This window comes from Curtobacterium sp. MCBD17_030 (genome assembly GCF_003224255.1).
Lineage (GTDB): Bacteria > Actinomycetota > Actinomycetes > Actinomycetales > Microbacteriaceae > Curtobacterium.
The window spans coordinates 340469-356285 of record NZ_QKLI01000001.1 but is presented as its reverse complement, the minus strand read 5'-3'; the positions used below and the strand labels follow the sequence as shown (position 1 = coordinate 356285).

At 70.8% G+C, this 15817-nt stretch carries 18 protein-coding genes; 12 read left to right on the top strand and 6 right to left on the bottom strand.

Features of this window, described 5'->3' with window-relative positions; all coding sequences use genetic code 11:
* Positions 1-21: 21 nt before the first annotated feature.
* Positions 22-807: an SGNH/GDSL hydrolase family protein gene (locus tag DEI89_RS01605; protein ID WP_110902267.1), complete on the top strand. Its 786-nt coding sequence runs from the start codon at positions 22-24 to the stop codon at positions 805-807.
* Positions 808-840: 33 nt separating this feature from the next.
* Here the strand turns inward: DEI89_RS01605 and DEI89_RS01600 are convergent, their stop codons facing one another.
* Positions 841-2097: a D-alanyl-D-alanine carboxypeptidase family protein gene (locus DEI89_RS01600; RefSeq protein WP_181421452.1), complete on the bottom strand. Its 1257-nt coding sequence runs from the start codon at positions 2095-2097 to the stop codon at positions 841-843.
* Positions 2098-2269: 172 nt separating this feature from the next.
* On the opposite strand from DEI89_RS01600, the gene DEI89_RS17535 reads away from it, so the two are divergent.
* Positions 2270-2782, top strand: coding sequence for a LysM peptidoglycan-binding domain-containing protein (locus DEI89_RS17535; protein ID WP_181421451.1), 513 nt, complete (start codon positions 2270-2272; stop codon positions 2780-2782).
* A 43-nt stretch (positions 2783-2825) separates the two neighbouring features.
* On the opposite strand, the gene DEI89_RS01590 is transcribed toward DEI89_RS17535, so the two are convergent.
* The gene (locus tag DEI89_RS01590; protein ID WP_110902264.1) at positions 2826-3188 is read right to left on the bottom strand and encodes a hypothetical protein; all 363 of its coding nucleotides are present in this window, start codon (positions 3186-3188) and stop codon (positions 2826-2828) included.
* A 22-nt stretch (positions 3189-3210) separates the two neighbouring features.
* A complete protein-coding gene (locus tag DEI89_RS01585) occupies positions 3211-4026 on the bottom strand; it encodes an RNA methyltransferase (protein WP_110902263.1) in 816 nt (271 codons plus the stop codon).
* Between the two features lie 96 nt (positions 4027-4122).
* Here DEI89_RS01585 and DEI89_RS01580 point away from each other — a divergent pair, with 96 nt between their 5' ends.
* Positions 4123-5019 carry an NAD-dependent protein deacetylase gene (locus DEI89_RS01580; RefSeq protein WP_110902496.1) on the top strand — a complete coding sequence of 299 codons (897 nt, stop codon included), beginning with the start codon at positions 4123-4125 and terminating at the stop codon, positions 5017-5019.
* Entirely contained in the window at positions 5016-5654 is a 639-nt protein-coding gene (locus DEI89_RS01575) for a histidine phosphatase family protein (RefSeq protein ID WP_110902262.1), read from the top strand. Before DEI89_RS01580 ends, DEI89_RS01575 begins: the two co-directional genes overlap by 4 nt.
* A gap of 6 nt (positions 5655-5660) precedes the next feature.
* On the opposite strand, the gene DEI89_RS01570 is transcribed toward DEI89_RS01575, so the two are convergent.
* The gene (locus DEI89_RS01570; RefSeq protein WP_110902261.1) at positions 5661-5876 is read right to left on the bottom strand and encodes a hypothetical protein; all 216 of its coding nucleotides are present in this window, start codon (positions 5874-5876) and stop codon (positions 5661-5663) included.
* Positions 5877-6016: 140 nt separating this feature from the next.
* On the opposite strand from DEI89_RS01570, the gene DEI89_RS01565 reads away from it, so the two are divergent.
* Positions 6017-6763 carry a hypothetical protein gene (locus DEI89_RS01565; protein WP_110902260.1) on the top strand — a complete coding sequence of 249 codons (747 nt, stop codon included), beginning with the start codon at positions 6017-6019 and terminating at the stop codon, positions 6761-6763.
* 19 nt (positions 6764-6782) lie between these two features.
* Here the strand turns inward: DEI89_RS01565 and DEI89_RS01560 are convergent, their stop codons facing one another.
* Entirely contained in the window at positions 6783-7871 is a 1089-nt protein-coding gene (locus tag DEI89_RS01560) for a glycosyltransferase family 1 protein (RefSeq protein ID WP_110902259.1), read from the bottom strand.
* Positions 7868-8782, bottom strand: coding sequence for an alpha/beta fold hydrolase (locus DEI89_RS01555; RefSeq protein WP_110902258.1), 915 nt, complete (start codon positions 8780-8782; stop codon positions 7868-7870). Before DEI89_RS01555 ends, DEI89_RS01560 begins: the two co-directional genes overlap by 4 nt.
* Positions 8783-8899: 117 nt before the next feature.
* Here DEI89_RS01555 and treS point away from each other — a divergent pair, with 117 nt between their 5' ends.
* The 7 genes from treS (at position 8900) to DEI89_RS01520 (ending at position 15809) form a co-directional block, all read left to right on the top strand.
* A complete protein-coding gene (treS, locus tag DEI89_RS01550) occupies positions 8900-10654 on the top strand; it encodes a maltose alpha-D-glucosyltransferase (protein WP_110902257.1) in 1755 nt (584 codons plus the stop codon).
* 9 nt (positions 10655-10663) lie between these two features.
* Positions 10664-11422, top strand: a complete 759-nt coding sequence (locus DEI89_RS01545) for a 3'-5' exonuclease (protein ID WP_375334541.1) — start codon at positions 10664-10666, stop codon at positions 11420-11422.
* A 91-nt stretch (positions 11423-11513) separates the two neighbouring features.
* Positions 11514-12644, top strand: coding sequence for a DUF475 domain-containing protein (locus DEI89_RS01540; RefSeq protein WP_110902256.1), 1131 nt, complete (start codon positions 11514-11516; stop codon positions 12642-12644).
* Between the two features lie 40 nt (positions 12645-12684).
* Positions 12685-13272 carry a TerD family protein gene (locus DEI89_RS01535; RefSeq protein ID WP_110902255.1) on the top strand — a complete coding sequence of 196 codons (588 nt, stop codon included), beginning with the start codon at positions 12685-12687 and terminating at the stop codon, positions 13270-13272.
* A 29-nt stretch (positions 13273-13301) separates the two neighbouring features.
* Positions 13302-13883, top strand: coding sequence for a TerD family protein (locus DEI89_RS01530; protein WP_110902254.1), 582 nt, complete (start codon positions 13302-13304; stop codon positions 13881-13883).
* Between the two features lie 43 nt (positions 13884-13926).
* On the top strand, positions 13927-14505 hold the full coding sequence (locus tag DEI89_RS01525; protein ID WP_110902253.1) for a TerD family protein: 579 nt from the start codon (positions 13927-13929) through the stop codon (positions 14503-14505).
* A gap of 83 nt (positions 14506-14588) precedes the next feature.
* Positions 14589-15809 carry a toxic anion resistance protein gene (locus DEI89_RS01520; protein WP_110902252.1) on the top strand — a complete coding sequence of 407 codons (1221 nt, stop codon included), beginning with the start codon at positions 14589-14591 and terminating at the stop codon, positions 15807-15809.
* Positions 15810-15817: the final 8 nt, after the last annotated feature.

The following is a 15817-nucleotide window of genomic DNA, read 5'->3' as shown; positions in this document are numbered from 1 at the left end:
ACGAGAGTACGGTCGCCTGTCGTGTCAGACGAGCATCCCTGGACCCGGTACGTCGCGATCGGTGACTCCTTCACCGAGGGGATCGGTGACCCGGACCCGCACTCGGTCGGCGGTCACCGCGGCTGGGCCGACCGCGTGGCCGAGACCCTGGCCGACCGCACCGACGAGGACTTCGGCTACGCCAACCTCGCCGTTCGTGGACGTCTGCTCGGGCAGATCGTCGACGAGCAGGCCGAGGCCGCCGTCGCCCTCGCTCCGGACCTGATCACCGTGTCGGCGGGCGGCAACGACATCATCCGACCGGGCTCCGACCCGGACGCCCTGGCGGAGCGCTACGACCGGATGATCGCGACCCTCCGTCGTGACGGTGCGACCGTGGTGCTGTTCACCGGCCCCGACGTCGGCATGACGCCGGTCCTCGGCATGGTGCGCGGCAAGACCGCCATCTACAACGAGCACCTGCAGGCCATCGCGCTGAAGCACGGGGCGCTCGTCACGAACCTCTGGGCGCTCCGGGTGCTGCGGGACCCGCGGATGTGGGCCGCCGACCGTCTGCACCACTCCCCGCTGGGACACGCCACCGTCGCCGCCGCCGTGCTCGACACGCTCGGCGTCGCCCACGAACTCGGCGCCGCGGTCCCCGAGCCGCTCGCCGCTCGGCCCTGGCGGGAGGCCCGCGTCGAGGACCTCGGCTGGGCGAAGGAGTACCTCGTGCCGTGGGTGGTCCGACGCGTCCGTGGGACGTCGTCGGGCGACGGCATCACGGCCAAGCGGACCTCGCTGCAGCCCGTGGCACCGCGCGACTGAACGCTGCCCCAGGCCAGGCCAGGTCAGGTCATGTCAGCCGGCGAGTGAACGGTCGAGCTCGACACCGCGGAACGGGTTCGACCACCGCCACCAGACTCCCGGGTCCTCGATGGACCGGTCGAGCTCGAGCGGAACCGTCACCGGGTCGTGGTGCGACACCGCGAACCGCACCGACCCGACCCGCTCCCCCGCCGACCCGAACGTCAGCGGTTCCAGCGTCGTCTTCGCGGTCACGTCGGTCCGTCCCCAGACCAGGAGCGATGCGGCCCGGCTCGCCGTCGCGTCGACCTCTTCCTGCCAGGGCGCCTGGTACGTGCCGAAGGTCTGCCCGGCGTTCGTCAGGGTGATGGTGTGGAAGTCGTCCGCCACCGAGTGCAGCAGCTTCCGCACGTCGCCGTCGAGCGAGTCGTGGTCCACCCCGCCGAGCATCGCCCCGATCACCGTCACGGTGCGGCCACCGCGCTGGTACGTCGCCGCGAAGAGCAGGCACGCTCCGGCCTCGTCGAGCGTGCCGGTCTTGATGCCCTCGACGCCGTCCATGCCGAGCAGCTTGTTCGAGTTCTCGATGTCGCCGACGCCCGGCACCGTCGCCGTGGCGGTCCCGACGACCTCCTTGACGAGCGGGTCCGCCAACGCCAGCCTGCCGAGGTCGACCAGGTCCGTCGCGGTGCTCTGGTTCCGGGGGTCCAGGCCGGTCGGCTCCACGATCGTGGTGTCGTCCAAGCCGTGGCCGTCGAGCCAGGTCGCCGCGGCCTTCCGGTAGCCGTCCATCGACCCGAACGCCCAGAGCGCCAGCGAGCCGGCGTAGTTGTTCGCCGACTTCATCAGCATCACCTGGAACGCCCGGTACTCGGACAGCCGCAGGTTCGTCGGGAGCGGCGCCACCTCACCGTTCTGCGCCGCGTACTGGCCGTACAGCGCCTCCATCTGGGGCGTGAACCGCACGTCCGGGCCCTGGTCACCGGGCTGCAGCGGCTTCTCCTCGAGCACGACCAGAGCCGTGACGACCTTCGAGATGCTCGCGATCGAGCGGGCCTTCCGGTCCCCGCTGGTGGTCAGGCTCTCCGGGAAGCCGTCAGCCTCGACCGCCGTCGCACCGTAGTCCGGGAACCGGACGTCCGCGGCGCTCGCGGTCGGCGGCCGGTACGTCGCCGTGCTGGCCGTCGCGGGTGCGAACGGCACGACCGCGGCGGCCACCAGGAAGGCGACGACGAGCAGGAGCACCGCGACGACGACAACCGTCACGGGCCTCCGGATCGCGGAGCGGGGGCGGCGGACGACGTTCGGCACGAGACCGGATCGTACTGGAGGCCCGGGGCGGGTCCCTGGGTCTGGTGCGGCTCGTCGCGGGGCCGGAGTGGGCCTCCCGGCACTGTGCCGTCCTGCTCTGGAGGAGCGCGTCGGTGTGGCTAGACTCCTGCCGGGCGCAGCGGTGCGCCCGGCAGCCAGAGGGGGCAGCAGCATGACGAGTCGGTACCGGGGGCGTCTGACGGCGCTCCTCGCAGGGGTGGCCGCAGTCGTCGCGCTCACCGGGTGTTCGATGGCGGACCAGGCTGTGCCGCCGGCTCCGGCGACGACCGAGCCGACCCTCAGCGCCCAGGCGCGGGCCGACATCGCCGCCGCACAGGCACAGGCCGACGCGGCACACGCGACCGCCGCGCCGACCGCCGTGGCGACCGACACCATCCGGACGTGGCCCGCGCTCGACCACGGCACGCGCCCCCACGCCACCGGTCCGGCCAGCAAGACCGCTGCCGGCGTCTACACCTACACGGTGCAGCCGGACGACGTCGTCTCCGTCATCGCCCTGCGGTTCGGACTGTGCAACGCGGACCTCACGTACCCCGCGTCGGACACCGGTGTGCTGACGCCCGGGGAGGTCCTCACGCTCGAACGCCGCATGACACAGGACGGCGTGAGCCAGCAGGACGCCGACGCCGAGCACTCGGGCTGGCGCTGCAACTACCCCGGCTGACCGCCAGGGCGACGGACGACCGCAGGGAACGCCCGCTCGCCGTCTACGCCTTCTCGTCGACCAGCGCGACGAACCGGCTGCCGACACCCTCGACCTCGTGCCGCACGAAGCCCGCCGTCGGCTCAGGAGCCTGGTACGGCGCGTGGTAGTCGCACATCAGGTGGTCCCAGTCGGGCCACCACTTCTTCGGCCGCGCCTCTTCCCAGTAGCCGCACACGACGCACTCCAGGCGCACCCAGACCTTCTTCGCACCCGTGCGGTTCGCCCGCGACTGCACCAGCCAGGCGGGCGGGTCCTGCTCGATCGCTGTCAGTTCAGCCTCGCTGAGGCGCGACGGGATCCCGTGGTGGGTCGCCATCTCGAGGGGGATGTCGAGGCGGACGGCGGCGTCGCGTCGGGAGAGCATCCGGCAAGCCTAAAGGAGGGGATCAGCGTGCACGTTGCGCGTGCGCGACCGCCCACAGGCCGACGGCGCTCGCCGCGGCCACGTTGAGTGAGTCGACGCCGTGGTGCATGGGGATCCGCACCGTGGTGTCGGCCGCCGCGACCGCGGCCGGAGTGAGGCCCTGTCCCTCGGTGCCCATGACCAGGGCGACCCGCTCCGGCACGTCGGCGACGAACTCCTCCAGGTCGACGGAGCGGTCGGTGAGTGCCATCGCGGCGACGTGGAAGCCCTGCGCGCGGAGGTCCTCCCCAGCGGCCGGCCACTCCCCGATCCGCGTCCAGGGGACCTGCAGCACGGTGCCCATGCTCACCCGGACACTCCGTCGGTAGAGCGGGTCGGCGCAGCGTGGGCTCACCAAGACCGCGTCCGCACCGAGACCGGCGACGCTGCGGAAGACGGCCCCGACGTTCGTGTGGTCGACGATGTCCTCGAGGACGACGACGAGCCGGGCGTCACGCACGACGTCGGCCACCGAGGGGAGCTCCGGACGGTGCATCGCCGCGATCGCGCCGCGGTGCATCCGGAAGCCGGTGAGCTCCTCGAGCAGCGCGTCCGATCCGACGAAGACCGGCCCGTCGTGCTCGGCGACCAGCGGCAACACACTGTCCAACCACTTCTCCTGCACCAGGACACTCCGCGGCACGTGCCCGGCACGGACGGCGCGCTCGATGACGGTGTTCGACTCGGCGATGTACAGCCCACCCTCGGGCTCCGTCACGCGGCGGAGTGCCACGTCGGTGAGCCGGGCGAAGTCGTCCAGGCGCGGGTCGTCGAGGGAGTCGATGCGGACGGGGTGCACGGTGCTCGTTCCGGTCGGGAGGATCGTGGTCTGGTCGCGGACGTCGGCCCGGGGAAGGACCGGGGACGCTCGGCGGTTGAGGGTACCGTGGACACGATGGCGACGAGCGACGGCACAGCGACCGACGGCACGGTGACGGACGGCACGGCGACCGACGAGACCGTCACCGACGTCGACCGAGCGGTCGCGGTCCTCCGCGGCAAGCGCATCGCCGTCCTGACGGGTGCAGGTGTCAGCACCGACTCCGGCATCCCCGACTACCGCGGCGCGGGACGTGTCGTCCGGAAGCCGATGACCTTCCAGGAGTTCCTCTCAGACCCTGCGAAGCGCCAGCGCTACTGGGCGGGCTCGCACCTGGGGTGGCGGACGTTCGCCGCTGCCCGGCCGAACGACGGACACCGGGCTCTGGCCGCCCTCGAGTCCGCCGGGGTCGTCAGCGGCATCGTCACCCAGAACGTCGACGGCCTGCACCTGCGAGCCGGGTCCCGTCGGGTCGTCGAGATCCACGGCTCGATGGACCGCGCCGTCTGTCTGACCTGCGGGCAGGTGTTCTCCCGCGCCGACCTGGCAGCCGTGCTGGACCGCGAGAACCCATGGATCGACGAACCGGGTTCGGTGCAGCTGCAGCCGGACGGCGACGTGGAGATCAGCGACGTCCAGCGGTTCCGGGTGCCCGACTGCACCGTGTGCGGCGGCGTCCTGAAGCCCGACGTGGTGTTCTTCGGCGAGTTCGTCCCCGCCGAGAAGTTCCGCGAGGCCGTGTCGATCGTGGCCGAGGCGGACGCGTTGCTCGTCGTCGGCTCCTCGCTGACCGTGAACTCCGGCGTCCGCCTGCTCGACCACGCGACCCGGCGGAAACACCCGGTCGTGATCGTGAACCGCGGCGTGACCCGCAGCGACCGTCGTGCCGCGGTGAAGATCGACGCCGGCACGACCGAGACCCTCGTCGAACTGGCGGCGCGGCTGTCCGCGTCTGCGATGATCGACGGGTGACGACGCTCCTCTACCTGGTCCGCCACGGCGAGACCGACTGGAACCGGCAACGACGCATCCAGGGTTCGACGGACGTGCCGCTCAACGACACCGGCCGCCGACAGGCCGCCGAGACCGCTGCGCTGCTCACCCGCCGCCGGTTCGACGCGGTCGTCTCGTCGCCGCTGTCCCGGGCGCTCGAGACGGGCACGATCATCGCCACGCGCCTCGGCCTCCCCGAGCCGTCGACGTACGACGGGCTGCGGGAACGCTCCTACGGCGACGCCGAAGGGCTCACACACCCGGAGATCGAGTCCCGCTGGCCGCACGACGCGGTGCCCGGTCGCGAATCCCGGGCGGCGCTGCTCGACCGCGTCACCGAGACGCTCGCCGAGATCGCCGTCCGCTTCGACGCCGGCTCGGTCGTCGTCGCGACCCACGGCGCGGTCATCCGGACCGTGGTCGACGCGGCCGCTCCGGGCACCATCGAGCGGTCGACCGTACCGATCCGGAACGGTTCGGTGCACTCGTTCCGCTGGGACCCGGAGCGCTTCCGTGCGGAACTCGTCCGCTCCGACGACCCGATCGAGGATGTCTCGGACGCCCCGGGTCGCTACGCCTTCGAGTACCAGAACCCGCTCGAACGCCGGAACTGACCCGGGTCAGATGCCCGAACCGCCCGTGTAGCCGGTCCCACCCGCGGTCCGGGCGGCCTGCGCCTCGGCCACCCGCAGGTCGTGGCCATCCGGACCGCTGCCGTGCAGGACGCCGGCGTCCGGCAGGTCGCGGAGCAGACGCGCTCGGCGGCGGTCGGCGACCGCCATCCCGACGGCGATCGCCACGATGACGACGCCGACGGCGATGAGTGTGAAGAGCATGGTCCCCCCCGTCCGACGGGAGGCCCGTGCCCCCGTCGAACTCCACCGTAGCGTGACCGAGAGCACACGCCCAGTGCGCGGACTACGCTCCGGTGGACGACGCGGCCCGACGCTCGGGCCGCCCGCTGCGAGGTGACGTTGTGAGCGCTGGTGGACGGCACACCGACCCTCCTCGCGGCCGCGATCCGTGGGATGACGACGACGACCTCGACACGGCGTTCGGACCGGACACGGCGTCGATCCGCTCCCGCTCCCGTCCCGAGCGGGTCCGGGCTGGAACGGCGATCGTCCTCGGCGTCATCGGCGTCGCGGTGGTCCTCGTCGTGGTGCTCGGCGTGATCCTGTCCGGCGTGCAACGCGGCGTCGGGGGCGTGTTCCCGCAGCCCGAGGCCGACCGGGCGCGGTTCGTGGCGGCAGCGTCGGCGCTGCCCGGGGTGACGGCCGTCGAGCGAGCCCGCAGTGAGAAGACCTCGTTCGCGGGCTACGACGTGACCGCGCTCGTGCGTGCCGATCCGGCGCTCGGTGCCGACGACCGCCGCGCACTCGTCTCGGCCGTGAGCGCCGCTGCGGCCGATGCCTCGGGTTCCGGCGTCCGCATCTGGGCCGACGTCGACTTCGGATCGCAGCAGGTCGGGGTGTCGGACTCCGAGGATGCCAGCCAGCGACGACTGCGGATGGCCGGACAGCTCGACGCGATCGGTGGCGTGGTCGGCGTCAGCTGCACGTTCGCAGCCGGCTCCGACGGGCGCTCCGACGAGCCTGCGGCGCAGCAGGTGACGGTCCGGTCAGCGGGTACGGGCACCGGGTTCGACGCGGTCGCGGCTGCCGCCGAGCAGGTGGGCGACGACGTCTTCCCGGGCGTGCAGGTCCGGACCGTCCAGCCCTGAGGTCCGGACGGCGACCCCGTCAGCGGCGGTGGGCAGCTCGGTCCGAGACGGCGCGCTCGACGGCACGGACGACCTGCTCGGCGGAGTCCTGCCAGCGGAACCGGGCCGCCTGCGCGACCGACGCCTGCGAGGCGGCGCTCCAGCGGGCCTCCAGCCGGCGGACGGCAGCCGCGACGGCAGAGGGCGACGAGGGGTCGAAGTACTCGGCCACCTCGCCCCCGATCTCCCGGAAGATCGGGATGTCGCTGACGACGACCGGTGTCCCGACACCCATCGACTCCACCAGCGGGATCCCGAAGCCCTCGTCGTACGAGGCGGTCGCCAGGGCCGTGGCGGACCGGAGCACCGACCGGTACTCCTCGTCGCTCGCGCCGTCGTGGAAGACCACGGCGCCGGCCGGCGCGAGACGGCCGATGCGCGCCCGGTCGGCGTCCGACACGCGCGACATGCAGTGCAGGGTCCAGTCCGGCCCGAGCAGGGGCAGGGCGGCCGCCAGCGTCTCGACGTTCTTGTACGGCATGAACGAGCCCATGTAGACGAGCGACTTCTGCCGGGGAGCGTCGGCGTCCCGGGGCTCGGCCGGGTCCGCGGCGTTGTACGCGACCGTCACGGGACGATCGGTCAGCCGGTGCTCCCGGATCAGCCCGGCGGTCGTCTCCGAGACCGTCACGACCCCGTCCGCGCCGTTGAGCAGCATCCGCTGGGGCCACCAGGCCAGGTGGAACGCACGCCAGCCGAGGCGCAACGGCCACGAGAACTCCCGCGGAGGTGTGCGGTTCCGGTAGTAGATGAGGTCGTGGAGCGTGAGCACCAGGGCGTACCGGCGGCCACGGGAACCCATCGTCTGCATCGGCGAGAACACCGCGTCGAGGCCCAGGCGGTTGACCCGCCGCGCCACCAGCGGCTCCCCCGCCTCGGTCGGCGCCGGGACGAGTTCCCACGGCAGGTGTGACGGGAGTGATCCGAGCTGCCGTTCGTCGGACACGAGCAGCACGTGGTCGTGTCGGTCCGGCAGGTGCGCGGCGACGCCCGCCGTGAAGCGGCTGATCCCGTCATGGCGGCCGATGCGGACGTAGCGGCAGTCGATGCCGATCCGGAGGCGGGTCACGAGGTCTGCATCCGTCGGAGGACCGCGCTCGCGGCCGCGGCGGGCGTCTCGTAGTGCACCAGGTGGCCGACGCCGGGGACGACGACGAGTTCCGCGTCGGCGAGGCGCTCCGCCAGGGCACGCTGCTCCGGGACGGCCGTGATGTCGTCGTGCTCGGCGGCGACCAGCAGGACCGGCACCGGGATCCGGTCGGCGAACTGGGCGACGTCGTGCGTCACGGACGTCCGGAACGCCTCCATGACGCTGGTGCGGTTCGCGAAGGCCGAGAAGTAGCGGTCGTGCTGGTCGTGCACCCACCGCCGGAGCGCCGGCCGGCGCGACTTCAGCATCGCGATGCTCATCGCCCGGACGATCGCCCGGTTCCGCAGGAGCCCGAGTCCGAGCGGGCGCGGCAACCAGGCGCCGAGACGGTAGTACGCGATGGCGATGCCGGTGCCGACCGCCCGGGGACCCTGCAGCGCGGGCGCCGCGATCGGGTTCACCAGGACGAGCAGCCGGGTGTCGAGCCCGGCGGCGGCCGCAGCCGACACGACGATCGACCCGAAGGAGTGTCCGAGGACGACGGTGTCACGGTCGAGCCCGAGTGCCGTCCGGAAGCCCTCGAGCCAGTGGACGTAGCCGTCGAGGTCGGAGGTCGGGAGCGGGTCGGACACGCCGAACCCGGGCAGGTCCGGCACGATCACCCGGACGCCGGTCGGGTGTCCGGACACCAGGTGCGCGGCGATCGACTCGAGTCCGTGGTGGTCGCCGCGGAACCCGTGCACCGCGAGGACGGTCGCCGGGGCGGTCCCGGCGTCGGCGGGGCCGTACTCCCAGAAGTGCGTGGTCCGGTCCGCCACCAGGACCGAGCGGTGCACGACGGGGGTGGCAGCCATCAGCGACTGGTACGGGGACAGCACGGGCGGTTCCATCCGCGTCAGTCTAGGGAACGTCCCCGGCGACGTGGTGTGCGCGTCGGGGGTCGCCCGGCTAGCGTGTCCGGGGCGGCCCTCCTGCTCTGGAGGCCGCCACGACCTCCGAGGAGCACGGTGTCCTTCACAGCCCCGATCCAGCAGCCCGGACTGACCCTCGACCCGCTCTGGTACAAGCGTTCGGTCTTCTACGAGTGCATGATCCGCTCGTTCGTCGACTCCAACGGCGACGGCACCGGAGACCTGCAGGGCCTGATCAGTCGGCTCGACTACCTGCAGTGGCTCGGCGTCGACGCCCTCTGGCTGCCGCCGTTCTTCCGTTCACCGCTGCGCGACGGTGGCTACGACATCTCCGACTACAAGGCGATCCTGCCCGAGTTCGGCACCCTCGACGAGTTCCGCGAACTCGTCACGAAGGCGCACGAGCGCAACATGCGCATCGTCATCGACATGGTCATCAACCACACGAGCGACCAGCACGAGTGGTTCCAGCAGTCGCGCGAGGACCCGAACGGCCCCTACGGCGACTTCTACGTCTGGCGGGACACCGACGAGGAGTACTCCAACATCCGCGTCATCTTCGTCGACACGGAAGAGTCCAACTGGACCTTCGACCCGGTCCGACGGCAGTTCTTCTTCCACCGGTTCTTCTCCCACCAGCCGGACCTCAACTACGAGAACCCGGCCGTGGTCGAGGCCGTGTACGACGTCGTCCGGCACTGGCTGGACCTCGGCGTCGACGGCCTGCGGCTGGATGCGATCCCGTACCTGTTCCAGTCGGAGGAGGGCAACGGCGAGGGCGAGCCGGAGACGCACGAGTGGATCAAGAAGCTCCGCACGATGATCGACGACGAGTACCCGGGTCGCGTGCTCATCGCGGAGGCGAACCAGTGGCCCCGGGAGACCGCTGCGTTCCTCGGCACCGACGAGGAACCCGAGTGTCACATGGCCTTCGACTTCCCGGTGATGCCGCGCATCTTCTACTCGTTGCGGGCCCAGCACGCCAAGGAGCTCCAGGCGATCCTCTCCGAGACGCTCGACGTGCCGGAGACCGCGGCCTGGGGTGTGTTCCTCCGCAACCACGACGAACTCACCCTCGAGATGGTGAGCGAGGAGTACCGGCAGGCGATGTACGGCTGGTACGGCTACGACCCGCGGATGCGGTCGAACATCGGCATCCGGCGACGGCTCGCACCGTTGCTGGACAACTCGCGCGCCGAACTCGAGCTCGTGCACGCGCTGTTGTTCTCGCTCCCCGGCTCGCCGTTCCTGTACTACGGCGACGAGATCGGGATGGGCGACAACATCTGGCTGCCGGACCGCGACTCGTCCCGCACGCCGATGCAGTGGACCCCGGACCGCAACGCCGGGTTCTCGTCCGCCGACCCGGGCAAGCTCTTCCTGCCCGTCGTGCAGTCCCTGGTGTTCAACTACGCCCAGGTGAACGTCGAGGCCCAGCTGGCGCAGTCGCGCTCCCTGCTGCACTGGATCCGCAACGTCATCCACGTGCGGAAGGCGCACCCGGTGTTCGGCATGGGGTCGATCGCCGTGCAGCAGACCTCGAACGACAGCGTGCTGGCGTTCGTCCGGTCCTGGGCGGGCTCCGGCTCGGACCAGCAGTTCGGGCCGAGCGCCGAGGACGTGCTCTGCGTGTTCTCGTTCGCGCACAACCCGACCTCGGTGACGATCACCGCGCCCGAGTACGCGGGCCGGCCGCTGGTCGACCTCTTCGGTGGCGGCGCGTTCCCGTCCTTCGACGCCGAGGGCACCGTGACGCTGACGCTCGGCACGCAAGCGTTCTACTGGCTGCACGTCGGTCGGGGTGCGGAGAACACGAGCGCGCCTCGCGGGGCTGTCGGTGCCGTTGGCTAGCCTGACCGCGTGACCTCCCCCGCTGCCGCGCTCGACCCGGCGACCCGGCCCCCGCAGGACCTGACCACCCGACCGTGGTGGCACGCGCTCGGGGTGTTCGACCTCGAGACGACCGGGATCGACGTCGAGACCGCGCGGATCGTCAGCGCACACGTCGGCCTCATCGACATGACCGGCCGCTCCATCGTCGAGGGCAGCTGGCTCGCCGACCCCGGCGTCGAGATCCCCGAGCAGGCCGCGGCGGTGCACGGCATCACGACCGAACGCGCCCGTGCCGACGGACGCCCGGCCGGCGAGGTCGTGGCCGAGATCGTCGCCGCGGTCGAGGCCGTGTTCGCGCGCGGCATCCCGCTGGTGATCTACAACGCCCCCTACGACCTGACGCTGCTCGACCGGGAGGCCAAGCGCCACGGGATCGCCTCCCCCGTGATCGGCAACGTGGTCGACCCGTTGGTGATGGACAAGGCGCTCGACACCTACCGGAAGGGCAAGCGGACGCTCGAGGTGGCGTCGCAGCTCTACGGCGTGCAGCTCGACGACGCGCACGACGCCGGTGCCGACGCGATCGCCGCCGGTCGGGTCGCGCAGGCGATCGCCGCCAAGTACCCCGACGAACTCGGCATCAGTGCCGAAGAACTGCACCGCAAGCAGGTGACGTGGTGCTCCGAGCAGGCTGCGTCGTTCCAGGAGTACATGCGGGGCAAGCGCGACCCCTCGTTCACCGCCGACGGCCGCTGGCCCCGACGGCACTCGGCCCCGAGCATGTAGCATTCCGAGAGGGGGAGGGCCGGATCGCGCCGTCCCCTCGACGACCGCACTGCAGGCACCGCCTGCACCGCTCAAGGGGAGATCCGCGCACGTGTTCCTGAAGACCTTCGGGTGGTCCCTGGCCATCACCGTGCTCGCACTGGCCATCGCGCTGGTCTACGGCGGATGGAGCGCGGTCATCATCACCGCGATCCTCGGCGTGCTCGAGATCAGCCTCAGCTTCGACAACGCGGTCGTCAACGCCCGCATCCTCGAGCGGATGAACCCGTTCTGGCAGAAGATGTTCCTGACGGTGGGCATCGTCATCGCCGTCTTCGGCATGCGCGTGCTCTTCCCGCTGCTCATCGTCGGCGTCACGGCGTCGCTGAACCCGGTCGAGGCCGTGCAGCTCGCGCTCGAGAAGGGGCCGATCGACGAGCCCGGCACGTACGCGTACCTGCTCCACGAAGCGCACCCGCAGATCGCGGCCTTCGGCGGCATGTTCCTGCTGATGATCTTCCTGGACTTCATGTTCGAGGAGCGCGACATCCTCTGGCTGCGCTGGCTCGAGCGCCCGTTGCTCTTCATCGGCAAGCTCCCGATGGTCAACGTCATCGTCGCCCTCGTGCTGCTGGCCGTCGCGGGCACCACCGCCGGCGAGCACCAGTCGACGGTCCTCATCGCGGGCATCGCCGGCCTCGTCACGTACTTCCTGGTCACCGGACTCGGCGGGCTGTTCGACGTCGACGACCCGGAGGACGACGGCAACTCGTTCGAGAGCACCGGCGAGATGGTCGCCGAGGCGAACCGCATCAGCAACAAGCGCCGCGTCGGCAACGTCGCCGGCAAGGCCGCGTTCCTGCTGTTCCTCTACCTCGAGGTCATCGACGCGTCGTTCTCGTTCGACGGGGTCATCGGCGCCTTCGCGATCACCGCCGACCCGATCATCATCGCGCTCGGTCTGGGCCTGATCGGTGCCCTGTTCGTGCGTTCTCTCACCGTCTTCCTGGTCCGACAGGGCACGCTGGACGAGTTCGAGTACCTCGACCACGGGGCGCACTGGGCGATCGGTGCTCTCGCGGCGATCCTGCTCGTCACGATCACCACCGAGGTGAACGAGGTCGTCACCGGCCTCATCGGCGTCGTCTTCATCCTCGCCGCGTTCATCTCCTCGGTGGTCCGCAACAAGCGCAAGGCCGGCGACCACGAGCCGGCAGACGACCACGCAGCCGTCGCCTCCTGACGGTCGCGACGACTGCACCACCGACGAAGGGTTCACCGCAATGGGTCTCAGCCTCCAGAAGGGCCAGGCGCTCTCGCTCACGAAGACCGACGGCAGCGCACTGACGCGCGTCCGTCTCGGTCTCGGGTGGGACGCCGTGGCGACGAAGCGCGGCCTGTTCGGCGGCAAGAAGTCCGCGGACGTCGACCTCGACGCCTCGGCGGTCTTCTTCGGCGCCGACGGCCAGCCCGTCGACTACGTCTGGTTCAACCAGCTCCGCAGCAAGGACGGCTCGGCGCAGCACACCGGTGACAACCTCACCGGTGAGGGCGACGGCGACGACGAGGTCATCCGCATCGACCTCAGCGCGGTGCACGGCGCCGTGCAGCAGATCGTCTTCGTCATCAGCAGCTACAGCCGGCAGACGTTCGACAACGTGCAGAACGCGTTCTGCCGGGTGGTCGACGACTCGACCGCCGGTGCGCCCGAGGTCGCCCGCTACCAGCTGACCGACTCCGGCCAGCACACCGCGATGGTGATGGCGAAGGTGTCCCGCACCGGAGCAGGATGGACCTTCACGGCGATCGGCGAACGTGCCGACGGCCGGACGGTGCAGGACCTGGTCGGTCCCGCGGCCGCCGCGCTCTGACGGCACCCCACCAGACGGAAGGACGACCGATGGCGACCCTCTCGCTCTCGAAGGGCAACAACCTCTCCCTGACCAAGACCGACCCGGGGCTACGACGCGCCATGATCGGCCTCGGCTGGGATCCGCGGACGACGGCCGGCGAGCAGTTCGACCTCGACGCCTCGGCCCTGCTCGTCGGTGCGAACGGCAAGGTCCGCTCGAACGACGACTTCATCTTCTACAACCAGCTGCAGTCCGTCGACGGTTCGGTCGTCCACCAGGGTGACAACCGCACCGGCGAGGGTGACGGCGACGACGAGCAGATCCTCATCGACCTCGACCTGGTCTCCGCCGACGTCGCCCGGGTGGTCATCGTCGTCACCATCGACCAGGCCGACGCCCGCCACCAGAACTTCGGGCAGGTGCGTGGCGCCTTCTGCCGGGTCGTCAACGACGAGACCGGCAACGAGGTCGTCCGCTTCGACCTCACCGAGGACGCCGCGTCGGAGACCGGCATGATCTTCGCCGAGATCTACCGGTACGACGGCGAGTGGAAGTTCCGCGCGGTCGGCCAGGGCTACGCGACCGGCCTCCGCGGCGTCGCGACCGACTACGGCGTCGTCCTCGACTGACGGTCAGACGACCTCCCTCCCCCACAACCGAAAGGACCCGATCATGGCCGGACTCTCCCTCAGCAAGGGCGGCAACCTCTCCCTCACGAAGACGAGCCCCGGGCTCACCGTGGCCACCGTCGGCCTCGGCTGGGACCCGCGCACCACGGCCGGCGAGGCGTTCGACCTCGACGCATCGGCGCTCCTGGTCGGTCCCGACGGCAAGGTGCGCTCGGACGCCGACTTCATCTTCTACAACCAGCCCAAGAGCGCCGACGGATCCGTCGAGCACAAGGGCGACAACCGCACCGGTCAGGGCGACGGTGACGACGAGCAGATCGCCATCGACCTGCAGAGCCTGCCGGCCGACGTGGACCGTGTCGTCGTCGTGGTCTCGATCGACCAGGGCGAGGCTCGTCGGCAGAACTTCGGCCAGGTCCGCAGCGCGTACTCCCGTGTGCTCGACCAGGACGGCGCCGAGATCGTCCGCTTCGACCTCTCCGAGGACGCCGCCCCCGAGACCGCGATGATCTTCTCGGAGATCTACCGCAGCGGCGCCGAGTGGAAGTTCCGCGCGGTCGGCCAGGGCTACCAGTCCGGTCTCGCCGGCGTCGCGACGGACTTCGGCGTCAATCTCAGCTGACCCAGCGCCACCAGCAGCACCCAGCAGTCCCCAGCAGCGCCCAGCAGCACCCAGCAGTTCCACCTCGTCACAGGAGACCACCGATGCCCGGACCGCTCGCTCCGCCGGAGCCCACCGACCCGTCGCAGGACGCCCTCGTCCTGCGTGCTGCCGACGCTGCCGAGGTCGTCACCCCGGACGACGCTCCGGGCATGGTGCCGGTGGACGCGGACCGGCAGGCGCAGATCGCGGCCCAGGCCCGGGAGTTCGTCGACGAGGTCGCCCGGCTCGACCCGCGGTCCCCCGCGTTCACCGAGAAGGTCGACGGCATCAACGCGATCGCCGGGTCCGAGATCGCACGGTCCGGCGGGTTCTCCTCGCGCATGCTCGAGCGCTCCCAGTCGTCGGTCGCCGGCGCCAAGCGGACCGGGGACGGCACGCAGGTCAAGGTCGCCACCACGCTCGGCGACCTGCGGTCCACGGTCGAGGACCTGACGCCCAACGCGGCCGACCTCAGCACCGGCCGGAAGATCCTCGGCATGATCCCGGGCGGCAACAAGCTGGCGAAGTACTTCCAGCGCTACGAGTCCGCGCAGACCCAGCTCGACCACATCATCAAGTCCCTGATGGCCGGGCAGGACGAGCTCCGCAAGGACAACGCGACGCTCGCCGACGAGAAGGTCCAGCTGTGGGAGACCATGCAGCAGCTGAGCGAGTACGCGGTGTTCGCGAAGGCCCTGGACGCCGCGACGGTCACCAAGATCGAGAGCCTGCGGAACGGCGGCCGCGTCGACGAAGCGCAGAAGCTCGAGTCCGACGTGCTGTTCCCGGTGCGGCAGCGCCACCAGGACATCCTGACCCAGCTGGCCGTGTCGGTGCAGGGCTACCTGGCGATGGACCTGGTCCGGAAGAACAACACGGAGCTCATCAAGGGTGTGGAGCGCGCCCGCACCACGACGATCGCGGCGCTCCGGACGGCCGTCGTCGTGGCCCAGGCACTGGCGAACCAGAAGATGGTCCTCGACCAGATCGACGCGGTGAACAACACCACGAACGCGATGATCCTGCAGACCAGCGAGATGCTGCGTGACCAGACCACGCGGATCCACGAGCAGGCGACGAACTCCGGTGTCAGCGTCGAGACCCTGCAGAAGGCGTTCGACAACGTGTTCCAGACGATGGACGCGATCGACTCGTTCCGCTCGCAGGCGGCACAGAACATGTCCTCGACGGTGTCGGCGCTCGAGTCCGGCATCCAGCGCGCCAAGCCGTACCTGGAGCGCGCCCGCCAGACCGACGACGACCCCCGGTCGGTCACGCGATGACCCCTGCG